Raw genomic sequence first — 19,497 nt, forward strand, 5'->3', positions numbered from 1 at the left:
TGGAAAATTAATGTCATATCAAATGAGTGATAGACCAATTAAAATTTTTGCATTGAATTCAAATAAACCTCTAGCAGAAAAAATTGCTGAGGAAGTTGGACTTCCTTTAGGTAAGTCATCCGTTACGCGTTTTAGTGATGGTGAAATTCAAATTAATATTGAAGAAAGTATTCGTGGTGCAGAAGTGTTCTTAGTTCAATCAACTTCAGCTCCAGTTAACGATAACTTGATGGAATTATTGATCATGATCGACGCTTTGAAGCGTGCTTCAGCTCATGTTATCAATGTTGTTATTCCATATTATGGCTATGCAAGACAAGATAGAAAGTCACGTTCACGTGAACCTATCACTGCTAAATTAGTTGCTAACATGCTTCAACGTGCCGGAGCCGACAGAGTTCTAGCACTTGACCTTCATGCTGCACAAATTCAAGGATTCTTTGATATCCCTGTTGATCATTTGATGGGTGCTCCATTGTTGGCTGATTATTTCTTGTCAAATCATCTAGAAGAAGGCGCCGTAGTTGTTTCACCTGATCATGGTGGTGTTACACGTGCCAGAAAACTTGCTGAATTCTTGAAGACACCAATTGCTATTATTGATAAGAGAAGACCTCGTGCTAATGTGGCCGAAGTTATGAATATTATCGGTAATGTTAAAGGCAAACGTGCCATCATTATTGATGATATGATCGATACAGCCGGTACAATTTCTCTAGCATCACAAGCATTGATCGATGCCGGTGCTACTGAAGTTTATGCATGTTGTACACATCCAATTCTTTCTGGCCCAGCTATTGAAAGAATTGAAGCTTCTCCAATTAAACAATTGATCGTTACAGATTCAATTAATTTGCCAAAAGAAAGAATAATCGACAAAATGGTACAAGTTTCAGTTGGACCATTAATCGGTGATGCAATTCGTCGTATCCATGAAAATGAACCAGTTAGTCCATTATTTGATACACGTTTCAAACGTAACTAAATAAAAAGAACGGAATTTTTCCGTTCTTTTTTGCTAACTAAAAATAGACAAAGGTAGGGAACATACATGGAAGAAGTTAATACATATCTTGAAGATCTAAAAAATACGATTGAACAAAGAGATCCTAATCAGACTGAATTTAAAGAAGCTGCTTTCGAGGTCTTGGATAATCTAAAACCGGTTTTAAAACGTCATCCAGAATACATTGAACGTAATATTTTAGGATCATTGATCGAGCCGGAACGAGTATTTCAGTTTAGGATTCCTTGGCAAGCAGACGATGGTTCTTTTAAAGTGAACCGTGGTTTCCGTGTTCAATACAATTCAGCGATTGGACCTTACAAAGGTGGCTTGAGATTACATCCCAGCGTTAACTTAAGTATCGTTAAGTTTCTAGGTTTTGAACAGATCTTCAAAAATAGTTTAACTGGACTTCCTATCGGTGGTGGCAAAGGTGGTAGTGACTTCGATCCTAAGGGTAAATCAGATTCTGAAATCATGCGCTTTTGTCAAAGTTTTATGACCGAATTACAAAAACATATCGGTCCAGATCTGGATGTCCCCGCCGGTGATATCGGAGTTGGTGGACGCGAGATTGGTTTTCTTTATGGACAATACAAACGTCTTAATGGTTCAAAGCCGGGTATTCTTACAGGTAAAGGACTTGATTATGGTGGTAGTTTAGCTAGAACTGAAGCCACTGGTTTTGGCTTGATCTATTATCTCAATGCTTTATTGAACGGACAAAATGATAAGTTGGCTGGCAAGAAAATTAAAATATCAGGATCAGGTAACGTAGCCATCTATGCTTTACAAAAAGCTACTGAATTAGGTGCTAAAGTTGTAACTATGTCAGATTCTAATGGTTGTATCTTTGATCCTAATGGAATTGACCTTGATATTGTCAAACAAATCAAAGAAGTTGAACGTGGACGTATCAGCGAATACGTTAAACGTGTTGAAACTGCTACATATTCACTAGATTCGGTTTGGGATCTCGATATCAATTATGATATTGCCTTGCCATGTGCCACACAAAATGAAATTAACGAAAAACAAGCTGAGTTGATGGCAGTTAATGGGGTTAAGTATGTTGCTGAAGGTGCAAATATGCCAAGTACGCCTGATGCTATTACAGCTTATAAGAAACACAAGATCATCTATGCTCCAGGTAAAGCTGCCAATGCTGGTGGTGTCGCTGTATCTGCTCTTGAAATGAGTCAAAATAGTGAACGTTTATCTTGGACTTTTGAGGAAGTAGATAAACTATTGAAAGATATCATGGAAAGTATTTACGCTAAATCGGCTCAAGCTGCGAAAGATTATGATCTTGGTGATGATTATCAAGCTGGTGCTAATATTGCCGGTTTTGAAAAAGTTGCTCGTGCTATGTATCAACAAGGATTGGTATAGGGTGTCGTCTCTAAAATTGAGAATATTTAGCTTCTATGCGGAACGGGTCGAACACGCCCGATGTTGTAAGAATTAAATTCCACAGTGGATAAATATTCTCGGTTTTTCGTCTAAATCCATATCTATACGAAAATATGTGGCATAAACGTGTAACAAAACATAGCTTTTTCCGCTTAAAACAAATGGCTCCAGTAATCCAAATTCGGATTACTGGAGCCATTTGCCTTAATGCTCGAAAGTTGACCATGTTTTGTCACACTCTCTATTTTTAATACTTAATATCTTCGATTATGGTCGTTTCGTTGTTGGTATCTTAATAAGTCACGGATCTGTTGCAAATATTCTAGTTGTGGATCAGTTTCTTCGACGTTTTCATCAAATTTACTTCTTGAACCGTCACGACGCATTTTGTTCATTAATTTAACGATCATAAAGATCACAAACATAATGATCAAAAAGTTGATGAGGGCATTTATGAAGTCACCAATTAGAAATGTTGCGCCCAAAAATTGAAATTTCATATCTGTTAGGTCGATTTGACCAATAAATAGACCGATCAATGGGTTAAGAATATAGGTAGTCAAGGCTGATACCAAACTATTAAAAGCGGCACCAACGATAACACCAACAGCAAGGTCAACAACACTACCACGAGAAATGAATTCTTGAAATTCCTTAAACATGTCGCGCAATCTCCTTCTTCGTTGTTACTTTATTGTTGATTAAAAGTACAACAACAACTTTACTATATTTTTGAGTTTTTAAAAGGGGATGTAATCAGAATTTTATTTAAATTTATTTATTCAGTAATTTTTGCAATATGCTCTTTGTATGCTTTTTTAACATCACGTAGTGAAGTAAGGTGTAATTTTTTGTTGACTTCATCAGTCATAGCTTGCTTTGTACCGGCATCCCAGTGATAAAAGTCTGACATGTATTCGATAACTGGGGTTTGAATTTCCTTTTCATGCTCAATATTAAATAACATTTGACTGCTGCGACGTAATAGATAGTCGATAGGATGTTCGACCATTTCAAATTGAAGTCCATACTGTAACATTGCCCAATCGATCCTAGGTAAGTTATTTTTTGAGGCATCCTTTGGCAATAATTTATAAACTGTTAAAACATTTGATCCATATCTTTGAACTAATTGTTCAGCTTCTTCACGTTCAAGGTCATAGTTTACAACGCCTTCTTGAGCCATCTTATCGAAGAATGATAACCAACCTGAATCACCGCCGACATCACCACCTGATAGGGTCAGGTTTTCAGTCTGTTCAGATTTGTATTCAAAATTACCTTCAGCATCCAATTGACGTGCCACCAGATCGACGATCTTTTCGGCCATTTTACGATAGCCAGTTAATTTGCCACCAGCAATTGAAAGCAAGTTGGAGTGTGACTGGAAGATCTCATCTTTACGAGATATTTCAGAAGGTGATTTGCCTTCTTCTTGGATCAAAGGACGAACGCCGGACCAACCGGATTCAACATCTTCAGGTGTCAAAGCCTGTGGAAGGTCGAACATCTGATTAGCTGCAGCCAAGATATATGTGACATCTTTGACCGTGATATTTGGTTCTTTAGGGTCGTCGTTCCAAGTTGTATCAGTTGTTCCAATGTAAGTTTTACCTTCACGAGGGATGGCAAACATCATTCTGTTATCGTGAAAAGGTGTATCAAAATAAATGGAATTTGAAATCGGGAACTTTTCGTGATCAATTACTAAATGGACTCCTTTAGTTAAGTGCAAGTGTTTGCCGACATTTGATCCATCCATTTCTCTGATCTCATCAACCCATGGGCCACAGGCGTTAATAACTTTTTTAGCGAATATCTCACCGGTCGTACCAGAAACTAAATCTTTGAATATAACACCACAGACTTTATTTTGACTGTCATACAGTAATCCGGTTACTTTGGTGTAATTAGCAATCAGGGAACCTTCTTCATTAGCTTTCTTGACCACTTCCAAGGTTAGTCTAGCGTCATCAGTGCGATATTCTACATAGACGCCTGAACCTTTGAGATTTTCACCTTTAATAAATGGTTCTCTCTCTAAAGTTTTCTTAGGGTCAAGCATATATTTTCGTTCAGATGACTTTACTTGAGCCAAACGGTCATAAACATCTAAACCGATCGAAGTGGTGAATGGTCCAAATGTTCCTCCGTAATAAAAGGGGAGCATCATTTTTAAAGGAGTAGTGATCTGTGGAGCATTGTTATAAACAATGGCACGTTCACTACCAACTTCATGAACCTCATTAATTGCAGCTTGTTTTAAATAACGCAATCCACCGTGAACTAATTTAGTTGAACGGCTAGAAGTACCAGAAGCAAAATCACGCATTTCCAAGAGTCCAGTTTTGAGACCACGAGTCTGAGCGTCAAGCGTAATGCCGCTACCAGTTATTCCGCCACCAATGACCAAAAGATCTAATTCTTGATCCTGCATAGATTTCAAATTATCGATTCGAGTCGTATTTGAAAATTCTTTCATAAATAAGCTCCTCCTTGAAGATTATAATTACATTCTATTAAAATAAGCCAAAAGTTGAAAGCGTTTCAAACTGAAATAAAATTAAACAATCATATCATTATGGATATGACTTTGAAATGCTTGATAATAGTCACTGAAAATATCGTTAGAATGTTCTACTATCATGGATTTAGGGAAATAGAATCTCTCATCTCCACTGATCTTTCCAGTCAGAGCATTGACTAAACGGCTAATGGTTGAAAGTTCGATTAAGGAACCATCATCTTGCATAATTTCAATTTGAGTTTTACGTTTGTGCTGTCTGGGATTATAAATGTCGTACGGTAAGTCGAAACTAGTGTTGATAGCCGTGTAGTAATCTTTGTCAAAACCAGCACTCTCAACTAAATCAGCTAATTCAGGTAATTTTTCTTTAGTATCAGAATTATATTGAGCTGATTTAAAAGGCTTTCGGCTTAAGAAACGATAGGCAAGATCCTTTAGGATCTCGTCTGGATAATTTTGCCAAAGCGTAAAATAGGTATTTAAAATTCCGTCATCAAGCGACAAATAGTCGTCGATACTAACGTTACCAGTAAAGAAAGGTACTAACAGACTAGGCATTTCAAAGCCATTCATTTGATTATGTTCATAAAGATCTTTGGCACGTTGCAACAGCTTAGTTAGGACAACTTCCATACCACGTGATACGGGATGGAAATAAATTTGTTGATACATTTGGAAACGACAGAGGACGTAATCTTCAACGGCATGCATACCATCGTTGTCAAAGGCGATCCCTTTATTGTAAGGACGCATGACACGTAAAATCCTTGTGAGATCAAACATACCGTATTTGGTTCCAGTAAAGTAGGCGTCACGTAACAAGTAGTCCATTCGATCGGCGTCAATTTGACTGGAGATCATTTGTACGACTTGTGGATTAGGATAGGTATGGTCGATAACGCTGGCCACCTTTTCGGGAAAGTCATCAGAAACTTGTTTTAAAACTTGATTGATCTCCGTTTCTGGTGAAGTAATAATTTTTTGAGTCCACATTTCGTGGTCGGTATCAAAGATGTGTTCAAACGTATGTGAATAAGGACCGTGACCTAAGTCGTGTAATAAAGCAGCACAGAGAGCAACGATTCTCTCATCGTCATTCCAAAGCCCGTCACCAGGTTTTTTAGTTGGATAGTTTCGCTGAAAGTTGTCACAGATCTGACGAGTTATCTCATAGACGCCCATACAGTGTGTGAAACGAGAATGTTCAGCACCTTGAAACGTAAATGATGATGTGCCTAATTGTTTGATTCGACGTAAGCGTTGAAATTCCTTAGTATTGATCAAGTCCAAGATTACTTTGTGTTGAACATGGATGTAATTGTGGATCGGGTCACGAAAGACTTTCTCTCTTGGCAACATTTGAATTTTCATTCATTGACCTCCGCTAATTTATTATTTTTGTAAATCAAATCTTCCATTGTTTGTTGGTAAGCATCGAGATAAGGGGCGGACTTTTGCACGATATTGAATTGCGAACGATCGATCGTATATGTTTGTTCGATCGTATCGAGAATATTTTTCTTAGCCATATCGATCGTTAAATCTTGATCTAATAGAATATCCAGACCTTCCATACAGTGAATGTCGATTTTAGGAAAGCCGATTTTCTCATTGACGGGATAGTCACTGATCTCATAGAAATCCTTCATGAGCTGAGAACGCTTTTTTTGATTGCCGGTAATACTGATATATGCCATGATTGCCACACCATCTCCGGAACGTCGTTGAGAAATACCGGCGATCTTTTTACCATTGATACTTAAATCGTAAGTTCCTGGACAATATGAGCGTTCGATCGTACCAGTAGCAATATCATCTGAAAAAGCCTGTTGCATTATTTTGTGCATTTCTTCATATGCTTGGTCAATTGTGATATTGTTTTTATCAGGTAAAAATAACGTGAAGTTTAAGATTCCGTCATCTGTCACGACACCGAGACCACCTGAATTACGAACGTAGTAGATATAATCTTTGTCGGCTAAACTTTTTAGTCCGCCTTGGAGATTACTCAGACGTTGGTCTTGTAGTCCTAAAATTACGGTCGGCGGTGTAGTCCAGAAATGAGCCACTGGCATTTTGCTTTCGGAAACAAAACGTAAAATGGCCCCAGTATCTGCAAATGGATTGAGCATTTCTTCATCTTTTTGAATTTGTTGGTCGTATAATAATATTGTATTGTTCATTGACTGGATCACTTCTTCTAAATATAATTGTTATTTTAATTTTATCATGTAGAGGCGCTATATATTGGAAAATAATAGTTTAGATGTAAATGTAGAGTTGAATATGGAGGTTTCTCAAGCAGGGGAATTGACACATACGCGAATTTCGGAACTGGGGAAATTAACTCGTGTCGGTAATTCAACTTATTTACGCTTTAACGAAAAGCTTGAAAACAACGACCGAGCCAAAATAATGGTAAAGGTCGCTGATAACGGAGAGATTCATCTAAAGCGTGTTGCTGAGGCCACAAACTTGGCTTCATTACTATATTTTACGGATCAAGAACATAATAGCGGACATCTGCAAACGGAATACGGAATCATGCCATTGCAGACTTTTACTAGAAATTCTCAAGTAGAAATTCTCGATAGACCGCTTTCAGGAAAAATAAACATTGATTATGACTTGATTTACGATAATAATATAGTAGGAAATTATAAGTTTAGATTGATTTTTAAGGCGTAGCTAGATATGATTATAAGTAAGACGCTGCGAAAGGACGTGTACCGTTTGGAACTTGAAAAATTCAAGAATCAAAATAAAGAGGAGCTTTCTCTAATTGAGGTAGCCTACGAAATCCTTGATAATAATAACAAAGAAGCCATGAACTTCTCTAACATTGTTAATAAAATTCAAGATTACTTAGGTAAGACTGACGATCAGATTAAAGAAGGTCTTCCACAATTTTATACCGATTTGAATAATGACGGCAGTTTTCTCTCGCTTGGGGAAAATGTCTGGGGATTGCGTGAATGGTATCCATTTGACTCTGTTGATGAGGAAGTTAATCATCCTGAGGACAACGGAACTGAAAATACTCACAAGGCAGCTCAAAAGGTTAATGCTTTCTTGAGTGATGATGATGAAGATGATGACGTAATTGATTATGATAGTGATCTAGAAGTAAATGAAATGGATGATGACGATGAGAGCAGTGACACAACAAGTGGTCCTGACTTATCTAAATTCACTAATTCTGATTTAGCTGTTGATGATGACAGTGATGACGAGCAGGATACAGGTCTAGATGATGGTATCGAAGGTCAATTAACTGAATTTGACAGTGACGACGCTGACGCAGACATCGACTTAAACGAAGAAGACGATGATGACGACGACGATGAAGATGATGAAAACGATGACATCTAATTTTATAGATTAAAAGTTTGACGATTGAGTTATATAACAGTATTATATTGTTTGGGCTCTATTAGATTGTCTAATTACAAGTTCCCTGTTCAGTGTGAATAGGGGACTTTTTTATTTTTATTTAAGAAATCCCTTTCAAAAATAGCAATAGTATGTGGAGGAAAATATGACTAAATATATTTTTATTACAGGTGGAGTTGTTTCATCTCTTGGCAAGGGTATCGTTGCTGCATCCCTCGGTAGATTATTAAAGAATCGCGGACTTAAGGTAACGATGCAAAAGTTTGACCCTTACATCAATGTGGACCCAGGAACTATGAGTCCTTATCAACACGGTGAAGTTTATGTAACAAACGATGGTACAGAAACTGATCTTGACCTTGGACACTATGAAAGATTTATCGACAATGATCTTAACAAGTATTCAAATGTTACAACCGGAAAGATCTATTCTGAAGTAATTCGTCGCGAACGTCGTGGTGATTATAACGGTGCTACTGTACAGGTTATTCCACATATTACAGATATGATCAAACAAAAAATTATGCGTGCTGCTACTACTACAGACTCAGATGTAATTATTACAGAAGTCGGTGGTACTGTAGGTGATATTGAATCACTTCCATATCTTGAAGCATTGCGTCAAATGAAGTCAGAAGTTGGTTCAGAGAACGTTGTCTACATCCATACTTCTTTAGTTCCATATTTAAGAGCTGCTGGTGAAATGAAGACTAAGCCAACACAACACAGTGTTAAAGAATTACGTGGTATCGGAATCCAACCTAATATTTTGGTTGTTCGTACAGAACAAGAAATGCCACAAAGCATGAAAGACAAGATCGCATCATTCTGTGATGTTGATTCAGAAGCTGTTATTGAATCACGTGATGCTGAATCACTTTATGACATTCCTTTGAACCTTCAAGCACAAAACTTCGATGATATCGTATGTCGATACTTGCACTTGAATACTAAAGAAGCTGACATGGGCAACTGGAATAAACTAGTAAATCGTGTCCATAACTTGAAACATACTACAAAGATTACTTTGGTCGGTAAGTATACAAAGTTACAAGATGCTTATATTTCTGTTACAGAAGCACTTCGTTCTGCTGGATATGTATATAATACTGATATAGAATTAAAGAAGATCTCAGCTGACGAGATTACTGAAGATAACGTCGCTGAACTTCTAAAGGATGCTGATGGTATTCTAGTACCTGGTGGTTTTGGTAGCCGTGGACTAGAAGGTATGATTACAACTATTAAGTATGCCCGTGAAAATGATGTTCCTTATTTTGGAATTTGTTTAGGTATGCAAATGGCAAGTATCGAATTTGCTAGAAATGTTGCTGGTATTAGTGATGCCACAACTGGTGAAGTTGATGCTGATGCTGATAATAAGATCATTGATATTATGGCTGACAAGAAAGATCTTGAAGATCGTGGTGGTACATTACGTTTAGGTGCTTATCCATGTAAATTAAAGCCAGGTACAAAGACTGCTGCAGCTTATGGCAATCAATCAGTTATCCAAGAAAGACACAGACACAGATATGAATTTAATAATGATTATCGCAAACAATTTGAAGATCTTGGACTAAGTTTCTCTGGTGTTTCACCTGACAACCGTTTGGTAGAAATTATCGAAATCCCAGAAAACAAATTCCATATTGCTGTGCAATATCATCCTGAATTCCTATCCAGACCAACAAAGCCAGAAGGATTATTTAAGGCATTTATCGGTGCTGCATCTGGTCTTGATGAAGAAAATATGTAGTATTAGTCAATAATAGTTAGGGAAAAGCTTATGCAAAAACTTGTAATAAATGGTGGAAAAAAGTTATCAGGTGAAGTTACGATTGGAGGCGCTAAGAATAGTACAGTGGCGCTTATCCCGGCCGCAATTTTATCAGATACTCCTGTGGTATTAGATTCAGTGCCACAAATTAGAGATGTTAAAAACTTACGTTCAATTTTGCAAGATATGAACGTTTCTTCTTCAATGGAAGATGATGTATTAAAGATTGATCCGACACAGATTCAATTTGCCGAATTACCTAGTGGTAAAGTAAGTAGTTTGCGTGCCTCGTACTATTTTATGGGTGCAATGCTAGGTCGTTTTGGTAAAGCAGTGGTAGGTTTCCCCGGTGGGGATGACATTGGACCTCGTCCTATTGATCAACATATCAAAGGCTTTGAAGCACTTGGGGCACATGTTGAAAATAAACATGGACAAATCATTATTACGACTCCAAACGGTGGTTTGAAGGGCGCTAAGATTTTCTTAGATATGGTTTCAGTTGGTGCAACTATCAATGTTATTCTGGCAGCCGTAAAGGCCAAAGGAACAACTGTGATAGAAAATGCCGCTAAAGAACCAGAGATTATTGACTTAGCAACTTTTTTGAACAACATGGGAGCAGTGATCCGTGGCGTAGGTACTGAAACTATCCGAATTGAAGGGGTAGATAACCTTCGTTCAAATAATGCTCATACAATTATTCCCGATCGCATTGAAGCAGGAACTTATTTAAGTTTGGCTGCAGCAAACGGCGGTGGAATTTTAGTAAAGAATATTATCAGTGAACATTTGGATGCCTTTATCGCTAAGCTCGATGAAATGGGCGTAAACTTGGATATTGGTGAAGATAGTATTTATGTTAAAGAGTCACCTAACCTAAAATCAGTTAATATTAAAACGATGCCGTATCCTGGTTTCGCAACGGATCTACAACAACCCATAACGCCGTTATTGATGCAGGCAAGTGGTGAGGCAATGGTAATAGATACCATTTATCCTAAGCGAGTTAAACACATTACGGAATTGAATAAAATGGGTGCTAATATCACTAGTGAAGATGATTTGATCTTAGTTAGAGGTGGAGCTCATTTACAAGGTGCCGAGGTGTCAGCTGAAGAAATTCGTGCTGGAGCTTGCTTAATGATCGCCGGGTTGATTGCTGACGGTCAAACTGTGATCAATAACGCTGAAAATATTCTTCGAGGATATGATCAGGTCGTTAAGAAATTGCGTGCTTTGTCAGCAGATGTTGCCTTGGTGGGTACAGATGATCTAATTTAGTATTGACAAATTAATATTATGTTGGTAAATTTACTTTTAGATTAAAACAAGAAGGGGAGTGCAGCCGTTGAGAAATTAAGTTGAAATTTTAAATTATACAAAATAACTGTGTAATTTGACTTCGACTTTATTTCTACAACTGCGCCTTCCTGTAATATTTAAAACGGAAGAACGCTGTTTGTGTAGCGTTCTTTTTTTGTTGGAATGAAACTGGTCAAATGCACAAAGGAGTGCATGCTATATGGGAACTATTCAAATAGAAAATATGAGTTATAAATATGATCAAATGGTGAATAACTTGTTTGATTCGCTTAATTTACAGATAGATGAAAGTTGGAAACTCGGTTTGATCGGACGCAATGGTCGTGGCAAGACAACCTTGATGAAAATTTTATTAGGTAAATTACCATACCAAGGTAAGATCGTCTCCAACTTGAACTTTTATTACTATCCACAGACCGTTACTGATAAAGATCGATCAACGGTTGAAATCGTCAAAGAATTGACTGACCTTGAAGATTATGATCTTTGGAAAATTGAAGTTGAGTTGGATAAACTTCAAGCTAAGGCGGATATCTTAGAACAAAACTTTTCAACTCTAAGTCCAGGTGAACAGACAAAAGTCTTATTGGCAATTTTGTTTATTGATGACTATGGCTTTCAACTGATCGATGAGCCAACTAATCATTTGGATATAGAGGGACGTAAAGTTGTCGCCGATTATCTAAAGAGTAAACAAGGCTTTATTGTTATCAGCCACGACAAAACTTTCTTGAATGAAGTTATCGATCATGTTATTTCGATCAATCGTCAAAATATTGATGTCTACAAAGGCAATTTTGATGTTTGGGAACAAGAGAAGAGTCGTCAAGATGCATCTCAATTAGAAGAGAAAGAACAACTACAAAAAGATATTTCAAGATTGCACGAGACAGCCGTTAAACGGGAGAACTGGTCTAATCAATCTGAAAAGCAGAAGAATAAAACTGGTTTGCAAAAAGTAAATCTCGATAAGGGATTTATTAGTCATAAAGCGGCCAAGATGATGAAGAAAGCTAAGACGGTTTCTAAACGTGTCGATTCGGAAATTGAAAAGAAACAAGGCCTGCTTAAGAATATTGAGATCGAAGAACCGATCAAACTCAACTATAAGGAAGTAACACATCCTAAAACGCTTGTGACAGTTGATAACCTGGAACTAGTCCATGATGAAGTAAAGACACCTGTAATCAGCTTTAAGGTACCGATCAACCAAGTTGTTTCATTAGTCGGACGTAACGGTATTGGTAAGACAACTATCTTCAAGCAAATTTTAGGCATTAAACAACCATTTAAGCAGAATGGTGAGTTGAAGATTGCTAACAGCATCAAAGTATCTTATTTGGCTCAAGAAGACGAATTAACTGGTGAGATCAGACAACTTGCTGAAGATAGAAAAATCGATCCAGAAATGATTTTCTCTAACTTGCGTAAATTAGGTTTTGAAAGAAATTTGTTCGATCAACCAGTTGAGAGTATGAGTCAAGGACAAAGAAGAAAAGTTGCATTGGCAATCATCTTATCTCAAGAAGCAAATCTTTATTTGTGGGATGAACCTTTGAATTTCTTGGATGTTATTACTCGCCAACAAATTGTCGATGCAATAAAAAAACAGCATCCAACGATGCTGCTGATCGACCACGATAAAGACTTGATCAATGAAATATCTGATCAAAAAATAATCTTGGAAAACTAGAATTATATTGAATATTATTGCTATCCATGATAACATTAAACACCGTTAGTAAATTTAATCTCTATTTCTGCAAAAGATTTAGGGCAAAGGAGCGACATAGAATGAAAACAGGAATTCATCCAGATTACCATCAAGTTGTATTCATGGACTCATCAACAGGTAAGAAATTCTTAGCTGGTTCAACAGTTAACTCAAGTGAAACAACAGACTTCGAAGGTAACGAATACCCATTAATTCGTGTTGAAATCTCATCAGACTCACATCCTTTCTACACTGGTAAACAAAAGTTTGCTCAAGCAGATGGACGTATCGACCGTTTCAACAAGAAATATGGTTTGCAAAACAAATAAAAAGCCATCCTTTCTCGGGAAGGCTTTTATTTTTTAGCTTTTTTTGACTTCATGTGTGAGAATACCCAACCGAAGTTGACTAAAGCCAAGATACTTGTACTTATGAATACAGCAGAGTAGCTTAGAATGCTGGAGATGTATGAACCTATTAAAGGTCCACAGACATTTCCGGCAGCCTGAAATGAAGCATTGTATCCGAAGATTCGTCCGGTATATTTCGCATCAGAGTTCTTTGCCAGAAGGGTCTGAACTTGTGGAAATAGACAAGCGTCAGAAACTCCGACTAAGAATCTCAACATACCTAGTTGCCAAACATTTGTAACAAAGGCTTGTGGAATATATACGATAACGGCGAATAGCAGACCGCCGATCAAAATCTTTTCTGTACCGATCTTATCACCTAGTGCACCAAATCTTGGTGCGGCGATAACATTAGCGATTCCGGGCATTGCAGCTATTACCCCTGCAATTAGGGTGACTTTGTCTGACCCGTGCATCAATTGCTTAACGTACAGACTGATGATCGGATTGATTGAATTATTGGACATCTGGATGATCATTGTTGTAACAAACATTGCCAGGATTAAGTTTGGATTTTTAGACTTATGGAAAATTTCAGATGTGCTGGCTTCTTCATCTTTAGTAACTGGTTTGAAGTCTTCCTTTATAAAAATGACTACAAGGATAAAAGCTGTAAACAGCAGTGATCCAGTAACCATAAAGGGAATTCGGAAACCTAGGTATTGTGCGATAACACCACCTGCAAGTGGTCCTAGTAAGGTACCAGAGATAACGCCGGTATTTAATGTACCGAGAGCTTTCCCACTTTCGGACCTTGGTGCAGTTGATGCGATCAAGGTGCTAGCGTTACTAACGAAACCTGAGAAGACACCCTGCAATAGTCTTAAAGCGACTAATTGCCAAGGAGCAGTGACGAATGCTTGTAAGAAAATTACAATCGACATTCCTAAGGCGGCACGGATCAGCATTAGTTTTCTACCTTTACGATCGGCGATCTTTCCCCAAATAGGAGAGGCGATTGCCATGACTAAAAAGGTTGCTGAGAAGGCCATACCATTCCAGATCACAAGTTGGCTTTTGGTTAAATTGCCTAGCTGATTAATGTATAATGGCATAAAGGGTGTAATCATACTAAAGCCGATTCCGGTCATGAAAGTACTGAACCAGAGAACTTTTAGATTTCTTTTCCAATAGTTATTACTCTGTGGCTCGTCTTTTGTCTGGAAAGTCATAGTAAATTAAGTCCTTTCTAAGTATTTTAGTATACTCTTTTTATATGAACAGTATTAAATATTTTTTTTAGAATTGGGGAATTCTTTTCATGAAAATGAAGTTAAAAGAAGTTTATTCTGCTTTAAAATTAGACGTTGACGATATTGCTGATATTGACGTTACTGGGGTCTGCTTTGACAGCCGTAAAGCTAAGACTGGCGACTTGTTCTTTCCATTAAAAGGGGAACGTGACGGTCACGATTTTATCGACAGTGCAGTTAAGAATGGTGTGCATGCCACAATATGGCAAAGTGATCATGAGATTCCCAACCATGATATTCCTTATGTCGTGGTTAAGGATGTCTCGAAAGCTTTCGATACTTTGGCTAAATACTATCTTGCAAAAGTTAACCCTAAGGTTATAGCAGTAACTGGTAGCAATGGTAAGACAACTACAAAAGATATGATTGCTAGTGTCTTAGAAACAAACAATAATGTTGCCAGGACCCAAAAGAGTTTTAACAATGAAATCGGTGTTCCATATACGATCTTAAATATGCCTATCAATACTGAAGTTTTAGTAGTAGAAATGGGGATGGACCGTACTGGCCAAATCGAACACCTCAGCAGTTTAGCTAATCCCGATATTTCAGTTATCACAATGATCGGTGAAGCTCATATCGAGTTTTTCGGTACTAGAGATAAAATTGCTGATGCTAAGATGGAAATTGTTTCACACTTGCAAGAAGATGGCAGATTCATATATAACGGGGATGAGCCTTTACTTAGAGAACGGGCAAAAAATGTTAAGCAACGCAAGTATACTTTCGGAAGCAAGGATGATGAGACCCTTTATGCAACTGAAATAAATGCTGGTAAGAATTCTACAAGCTTCAAGACCAATCTTTGGCCAGAGATTGAATTTACAATTCCAATGATGGGCGATTATAACGTGAATAACGCACTTGCAGCATTATTGGTTGGACTAGAATCACATATTAAACCAGAAGCAATGCAGAAGGCTCTAAAGAACCTTTATGTAACAGAAAATAGAACTGAGTGGTTGAAAGCAAGTAACGGCGCTGACATTTTAAGTGACGTTTATAATTCTAATCCAACCGCTGTGATCGAAGTTTTGAGCAACCTCAAGAATATTCCAACAGAAGGAAGAAGAATCCTTGTACTGGGTGATATTTTAGAGTTAGGCGATGCTTCTAGGGAACTACACGAATCATTGGCAGACTATATAAATTCAGACGATTTTGCCAAAGTATATTTGGTCGGCGACTATATGAAATTCTTGGCCGACAAGCTGGCTGTAAAATACAGTTCAGACGATTTGAATTGGTATCAAAAAGATCAGTTAGACAAACTAACTGACGATATAAAGAAAGAATTAAACTCAAGTGACACATTATTATTAAAAGCAAGTCATGGAATCCATTTAGAAAACGTTTTACATGCGTTAATTTAAGTTTGCCATTTGAGAATGATAGAGAAACGTGATAAAGTAAACGTCTGTGATTTTATCGTGTTTTAACTTGGAGGATTTTTGTGAAATTTAACGAATTAAATTTAGATTCAAAACTATTAAGTGCTGTTGATGAAGCCGGGTTCGAAGAAACAACCCCCATCCAAGCACAAACTATTCCACTAGTATTAGCTGGTGATGACGTAATTGGACAAGCCCAAACAGGTACAGGTAAGACAGCTGCCTTTGGACTTCCTATCTTGGATGCAGTAGATACAGCTTCAAGCGACATTCATGCCTTGATTATTTCACCTACAAGAGAGTTAGCTATTCAAACTCAAGAAGAGTTATACAAATTAGGTAGTAAGAAAAAAGTTAGAGTTCAATCAGTATATGGTGGCTCTGACATTAGAAGACAGATTCGTTCTTTAAAGAATCACCCTAACGTTCTTGTTGGTACACCAGGTCGTTTACTCGACCACATTAACCGTCACACGGTTAAGTTAGCAAATGTAAAAACAGTTGTTTTAGATGAAGCTGATGAAATGTTGGACATGGGATTTGTTGAGGATATCGAAAGTATCCTTTCAAATGTTCCTCATGAACATCAAACATTGTTATTCTCAGCTACAATGCCTAAGCCAATCATGAAGATTGCTGACAAATTTATGACAGAGCCAAAAGTTGTTAAGATCAAGTCAAAAGAATTAACAGCTGACAATATCGATCAATACTTTGTTAAGGCCCGTGACTTTGAGAAATTTGACCTTATGACACGTATCTTTGATGTACAAGCTCCAGAACTTGCATTGATCTTCGGACGTACAAAACGTCGTGTTGACGAATTGACAAGAGGTTTGCAAGCTCGTGGATACAACGCCGAAGGTATTCATGGTGACTTGTCACAAGATAAAAGAACTAGCGTTTTACGTAAGTTCAAATCTGGAAAATTAGACTACTTAGTAGCTACTGATGTTGCTGCCCGTGGACTTGATATTTCTGGTGTATCACATGTTTATAACTATGATATTCCTCAAGATCCTGACAGTTACGTTCACCGTATTGGACGTACAGGTCGTGCCGGACACTCAGGTGTTTCTGTAACATTTGTTACACCAAACGAAATGAGCTACTTACGTACGATCGAAAACCTTACTAAAAAACGTATGACACCACTTGCTCCACCTTCAGATACTGAAGTTCTAAAGGGTCAAATGGAATCTGTTAAAGATGAAATTAAAGATACTTTAGCTCACAACAAGATGGATCGTTTCGACGACATCGTTACTGAATTATTAGGTGAGTATTCAGCTGAAGATCTTGTCAAAGTATTGCTAAATGACATGATCAAGGATGCCGAGAGTGTTCCAGTTAAGATTGCTCCTGAAAGACCACTTCCATCAAGAAAAGTTAGTCGTAACAAGTCTGGTCATGGAAGACGTCATCGTGGTAATGGCGGCGGTAATTACCGTGGCGGCCGTGACGACCATCGTTCAAGAAGACATGATGATCATCGTGGTGGACACTCAAACCATTCAAACAGTGACAAACGTCGCAGTGGAAATGGCAACGGTGGTAACAAGAAGAAACAAGGTCAATCAAAGAAGTCATTTAAGATTAGAACAACAATCTAAGCTTGATAATGTAGAAATACAATAAAATGATTTATAATAAGTATTATGAGGGGACAAGGTAATTAATTTTACTTTGTCTTTTTTTGAGAAAAAATGATGGAGAATGATAGATGATAAAAGGATTGGGAGTAGACATTGCCGAAATTGAGCGAGTAAGAAATATCTACAAACGTTTACCAAAGTTTGCAGATAAGGTTCTTACGTCTGAAGAATTTGAAATATTTAATACCAAAAAAACTGAGAAGGCCAAGATGACCTATTTAACAGGGCGTTTTTCTGCTAAAGAGGCTTTTACTAAAGCTATGGGCACAGGTCTAGGTAAGATTGGTTTTCACGATTTAAGTATCCTTAATCACGAATCAGGTCAGCCTTACATCAAAACAGATATTTTTTATGGTAAAATATTCATTTCCATTTCAGATACGGATGAATTAGTGATTACGGAAGTAATTCTAGAGGAGGATAATTAATGTTACCATCAACACATAGACCTGCCTACGTTGAAGTGAGCCTAGATAATTTAAAACATAATTTACAAAGTGAGATTGCAAGTGTTCCTAAAGGAACGGCAGTATTTGCCGTTGTAAAGGCGAATGCTTATGGTCATGGACTCGTCAGAGTAGCGCAAGCAGAAGTTGAATATGGAGCCTCTGGACTCTGTGTGACAACATTAGATGAAGCTCTAGAGATACGTAATGCTGGAATCAAAGTTCCCATTTTAGTTTTGAGTATTACTCCAGTGCAGCATGCAATTTTAGCAGCCAATAACGATATTTCTTTGACGATCGGGTCACTAGATTGGTTAGAACAAGCTGTTAAAGAAAATGTTTCTGATTTGAAGATTCATATTGGTGTCGACAGTGGTATGGGTCGAATCGGCTTCCGCAATAAAGCTGATTTGATCGAAGCCTGCAACTATATCAAAGATAATCCTGATAAATTTATACCGGAAGGATTGTTTACACACTTTGCTACAGCTGATAACCCCGATAAAACCTATTTCTTGAAGCAAGTTGCACGTTTTAAGGAATTGAAGTCAGACCTACCACTAGATTTCAAGTACGTTCATTGTGCTAATACTGCCACTGCTTTATGGCATCAAGACTTGGCCATTAATATGGTCCGCTTCGGAATTGGTCTATATGGACTTAATCCGTCAGGAACAGATATTCCTGAAGTTCCGTTTGAATTAAGACCTGCGTTGAGTCTTCATTCAGAATTAGTCTTTGTTAAAGAAATCGCAAAGGGTGAAAAAGTTGGTTATGGGGCTACTTATACTAGCGACAAGTCAGAATGGATCGGTACTGTTCCGATTGGATACGCTGATGGCTGGTTGAGAAGGATGCAAGGTTATGATGTTTTGATCAATGGTCAGAGATGTCAAATCGTGGGACGCATCTGCATGGATCAATTTATGGTCCGCCTACCTAAAGAATTACCAGTTGGAACTAAGGTTACTTTGATCGGTAAAGACGGTAATGAAAAGATAACCGCTACTGATGCCGCTAAATACGCTGATACTATCAACTATGAGATTCTCTGTTGTTTGACAGATCGGCTACCCCGGATCTATAAATAATCCGGAATACAAAAAAAGGATGATGCCTAGGCATCATCCTTTTTTGCTGCAGAAATATTCCTACAGTACATTTTTAGTTTGAATTGTGAACA

The 19,497-nt window shown here is 37.6% G+C and carries 17 protein-coding genes; 12 read left to right on the forward strand and 5 right to left on the reverse strand.

Annotation, left to right across the window (positions count from 1 at the left end):
• Positions 1 to 10 precede the first annotated feature (10 nt).
• Positions 11 to 985, forward strand: a complete 975-nt coding sequence (locus EKM60_RS02165; RefSeq protein ID WP_125712019.1) for a ribose-phosphate diphosphokinase — start codon at positions 11 to 13, stop codon at positions 983 to 985.
• 66 nt (positions 986 to 1,051) lie between these two features.
• A complete protein-coding gene (gene gdhA / locus EKM60_RS02170) occupies positions 1,052 to 2,398 on the forward strand; it encodes an NADP-specific glutamate dehydrogenase (RefSeq protein ID WP_125712021.1) in 1,347 nt (448 codons plus the stop codon).
• Positions 2,399 to 2,673: 275 nt separating this feature from the next.
• Here gdhA and mscL read toward each other — a convergent pair whose 3' ends face one another.
• From mscL to EKM60_RS02190, 4 genes are all read right to left on the reverse strand, one after another.
• Complete coding sequence (mscL, locus tag EKM60_RS02175; RefSeq protein WP_125674976.1) at positions 2,674 to 3,081, reverse strand: large conductance mechanosensitive channel protein MscL; 408 nt, start codon at positions 3,079 to 3,081, stop codon at positions 2,674 to 2,676.
• 116 nt (positions 3,082 to 3,197) lie between these two features.
• Positions 3,198 to 4,901 carry a glycerol-3-phosphate dehydrogenase/oxidase gene (locus EKM60_RS02180; protein WP_125712023.1) on the reverse strand — a complete coding sequence of 568 codons (1,704 nt, stop codon included), beginning with the start codon at positions 4,899 to 4,901 and terminating at the stop codon, positions 3,198 to 3,200.
• A gap of 81 nt (positions 4,902 to 4,982) precedes the next feature.
• On the reverse strand, positions 4,983 to 6,317 hold the full coding sequence (locus EKM60_RS02185; protein WP_125712025.1) for an HD domain-containing protein: 1,335 nt from the start codon (positions 6,315 to 6,317) through the stop codon (positions 4,983 to 4,985).
• The gene (locus EKM60_RS02190) at positions 6,314 to 7,129 is read right to left on the reverse strand and encodes a lipoate--protein ligase family protein (protein WP_125712027.1); all 816 of its coding nucleotides are present in this window, start codon (positions 7,127 to 7,129) and stop codon (positions 6,314 to 6,316) included. Before EKM60_RS02190 ends, EKM60_RS02185 begins: the two co-directional genes overlap by 4 nt.
• 64 nt (positions 7,130 to 7,193) lie before the next feature.
• Here EKM60_RS02190 and EKM60_RS02195 point away from each other — a divergent pair, with 64 nt between their 5' ends.
• The 6 genes from EKM60_RS02195 (at position 7,194) to EKM60_RS02220 (ending at position 13,488) form a co-directional block, all read left to right on the forward strand.
• Positions 7,194 to 7,634: a DUF1934 domain-containing protein gene (locus EKM60_RS02195; protein WP_125712029.1), complete on the forward strand. Its 441-nt coding sequence runs from the start codon at positions 7,194 to 7,196 to the stop codon at positions 7,632 to 7,634.
• 45 nt (positions 7,635 to 7,679) lie between these two features.
• Positions 7,680 to 8,318, forward strand: a complete 639-nt coding sequence (gene rpoE / locus EKM60_RS02200; RefSeq protein WP_125712184.1) for a DNA-directed RNA polymerase subunit delta — start codon at positions 7,680 to 7,682, stop codon at positions 8,316 to 8,318.
• A gap of 166 nt (positions 8,319 to 8,484) precedes the next feature.
• Positions 8,485 to 10,098 carry a CTP synthase gene (locus tag EKM60_RS02205; RefSeq protein ID WP_125712031.1) on the forward strand — a complete coding sequence of 538 codons (1,614 nt, stop codon included), beginning with the start codon at positions 8,485 to 8,487 and terminating at the stop codon, positions 10,096 to 10,098.
• A gap of 30 nt (positions 10,099 to 10,128) precedes the next feature.
• Positions 10,129 to 11,403, forward strand: a complete 1,275-nt coding sequence (locus EKM60_RS02210; RefSeq protein WP_125712033.1) for a UDP-N-acetylglucosamine 1-carboxyvinyltransferase — start codon at positions 10,129 to 10,131, stop codon at positions 11,401 to 11,403.
• Positions 11,404 to 11,644: 241 nt separating this feature from the next.
• Positions 11,645 to 13,138, forward strand: coding sequence for a ribosomal protection-like ABC-F family protein (abc-f, locus tag EKM60_RS02215; RefSeq protein ID WP_125712036.1), 1,494 nt, complete (start codon positions 11,645 to 11,647; stop codon positions 13,136 to 13,138).
• 101 nt (positions 13,139 to 13,239) lie between these two features.
• Positions 13,240 to 13,488: a type B 50S ribosomal protein L31 gene (locus EKM60_RS02220; RefSeq protein WP_125712037.1), complete on the forward strand. Its 249-nt coding sequence runs from the start codon at positions 13,240 to 13,242 to the stop codon at positions 13,486 to 13,488.
• Between the two features lie 26 nt (positions 13,489 to 13,514).
• On the opposite strand, the gene EKM60_RS02225 is transcribed toward EKM60_RS02220, so the two are convergent.
• Positions 13,515 to 14,741 (reverse strand): multidrug efflux MFS transporter, encoded by a 1,227-nt coding sequence (locus tag EKM60_RS02225; RefSeq protein WP_125712039.1) that lies wholly within the window; start codon positions 14,739 to 14,741, stop codon positions 13,515 to 13,517.
• Positions 14,742 to 14,830: 89 nt separating this feature from the next.
• On the opposite strand from EKM60_RS02225, the gene EKM60_RS02230 reads away from it, so the two are divergent.
• The 4 genes from EKM60_RS02230 to alr all read left to right on the forward strand — a co-directional run bounded on the left by EKM60_RS02230 (position 14,831) and on the right by alr (position 19,405).
• The gene (locus EKM60_RS02230; protein WP_125712041.1) at positions 14,831 to 16,195 is read left to right on the forward strand and encodes a UDP-N-acetylmuramoyl-tripeptide--D-alanyl-D-alanine ligase; all 1,365 of its coding nucleotides are present in this window, start codon (positions 14,831 to 14,833) and stop codon (positions 16,193 to 16,195) included.
• Between the two features lie 80 nt (positions 16,196 to 16,275).
• On the forward strand, positions 16,276 to 17,826 hold the full coding sequence (locus EKM60_RS02235) for a DEAD/DEAH box helicase (protein WP_125712043.1): 1,551 nt from the start codon (positions 16,276 to 16,278) through the stop codon (positions 17,824 to 17,826).
• 110 nt (positions 17,827 to 17,936) lie between these two features.
• Positions 17,937 to 18,296 (forward strand): holo-ACP synthase, encoded by a 360-nt coding sequence (gene acpS / locus EKM60_RS02240; RefSeq protein WP_125712044.1) that lies wholly within the window; start codon positions 17,937 to 17,939, stop codon positions 18,294 to 18,296.
• Positions 18,296 to 19,405, forward strand: coding sequence for an alanine racemase (gene alr, locus EKM60_RS02245; RefSeq protein ID WP_125712046.1), 1,110 nt, complete (start codon positions 18,296 to 18,298; stop codon positions 19,403 to 19,405). Before acpS ends, alr begins: the two co-directional genes overlap by 1 nt.
• Positions 19,406 to 19,497: the final 92 nt, after the last annotated feature.

The organism is Companilactobacillus kedongensis, assembly GCF_003946625.1.
Lineage (GTDB): Bacteria > Bacillota > Bacilli > Lactobacillales > Lactobacillaceae > Companilactobacillus > Companilactobacillus kedongensis.

What these genes read in the sequence shown, in the direction of transcription:
- EKM60_RS02225 (WP_125712039.1), bottom strand. Translation starts at nt 14,741, where the DNA reads ATGACTTTCCAGACAAAAGACGAGCCACAGAGTAATAACTATTGGAAA.
- EKM60_RS02210 (WP_125712033.1), top strand. Translation starts at nt 10,129, where the DNA reads ATGCAAAAACTTGTAATAAATGGTGGAAAAAAGTTATCAGGTGAAGTT.
- abc-f (WP_125712036.1), top strand. Translation starts at nt 11,645, where the DNA reads ATGGGAACTATTCAAATAGAAAATATGAGTTATAAATATGATCAAATG.
- EKM60_RS02190 (WP_125712027.1), bottom strand. Translation starts at nt 7,129, where the DNA reads ATGAACAATACAATATTATTATACGACCAACAAATTCAAAAAGATGAA.
- mscL (WP_125674976.1), bottom strand. Translation starts at nt 3,081, where the DNA reads ATGTTTAAGGAATTTCAAGAATTCATTTCTCGTGGTAGTGTTGTTGAC.
- EKM60_RS02185 (WP_125712025.1), bottom strand. Translation starts at nt 6,317, where the DNA reads ATGAAAATTCAAATGTTGCCAAGAGAGAAAGTCTTTCGTGACCCGATC.
- EKM60_RS02230 (WP_125712041.1), top strand. Translation starts at nt 14,831, where the DNA reads ATGAAAATGAAGTTAAAAGAAGTTTATTCTGCTTTAAAATTAGACGTT.
- EKM60_RS02205 (WP_125712031.1), top strand. Translation starts at nt 8,485, where the DNA reads ATGACTAAATATATTTTTATTACAGGTGGAGTTGTTTCATCTCTTGGC.
- alr (WP_125712046.1), top strand. Translation starts at nt 18,296, where the DNA reads ATGTTACCATCAACACATAGACCTGCCTACGTTGAAGTGAGCCTAGAT.
- EKM60_RS02165 (WP_125712019.1), top strand. Translation starts at nt 11, where the DNA reads ATGTCATATCAAATGAGTGATAGACCAATTAAAATTTTTGCATTGAAT.
- acpS (WP_125712044.1), top strand. Translation starts at nt 17,937, where the DNA reads ATGATAAAAGGATTGGGAGTAGACATTGCCGAAATTGAGCGAGTAAGA.
- EKM60_RS02180 (WP_125712023.1), bottom strand. Translation starts at nt 4,901, where the DNA reads ATGAAAGAATTTTCAAATACGACTCGAATCGATAATTTGAAATCTATG.
- gdhA (WP_125712021.1), top strand. Translation starts at nt 1,052, where the DNA reads ATGGAAGAAGTTAATACATATCTTGAAGATCTAAAAAATACGATTGAA.
- EKM60_RS02220 (WP_125712037.1), top strand. Translation starts at nt 13,240, where the DNA reads ATGAAAACAGGAATTCATCCAGATTACCATCAAGTTGTATTCATGGAC.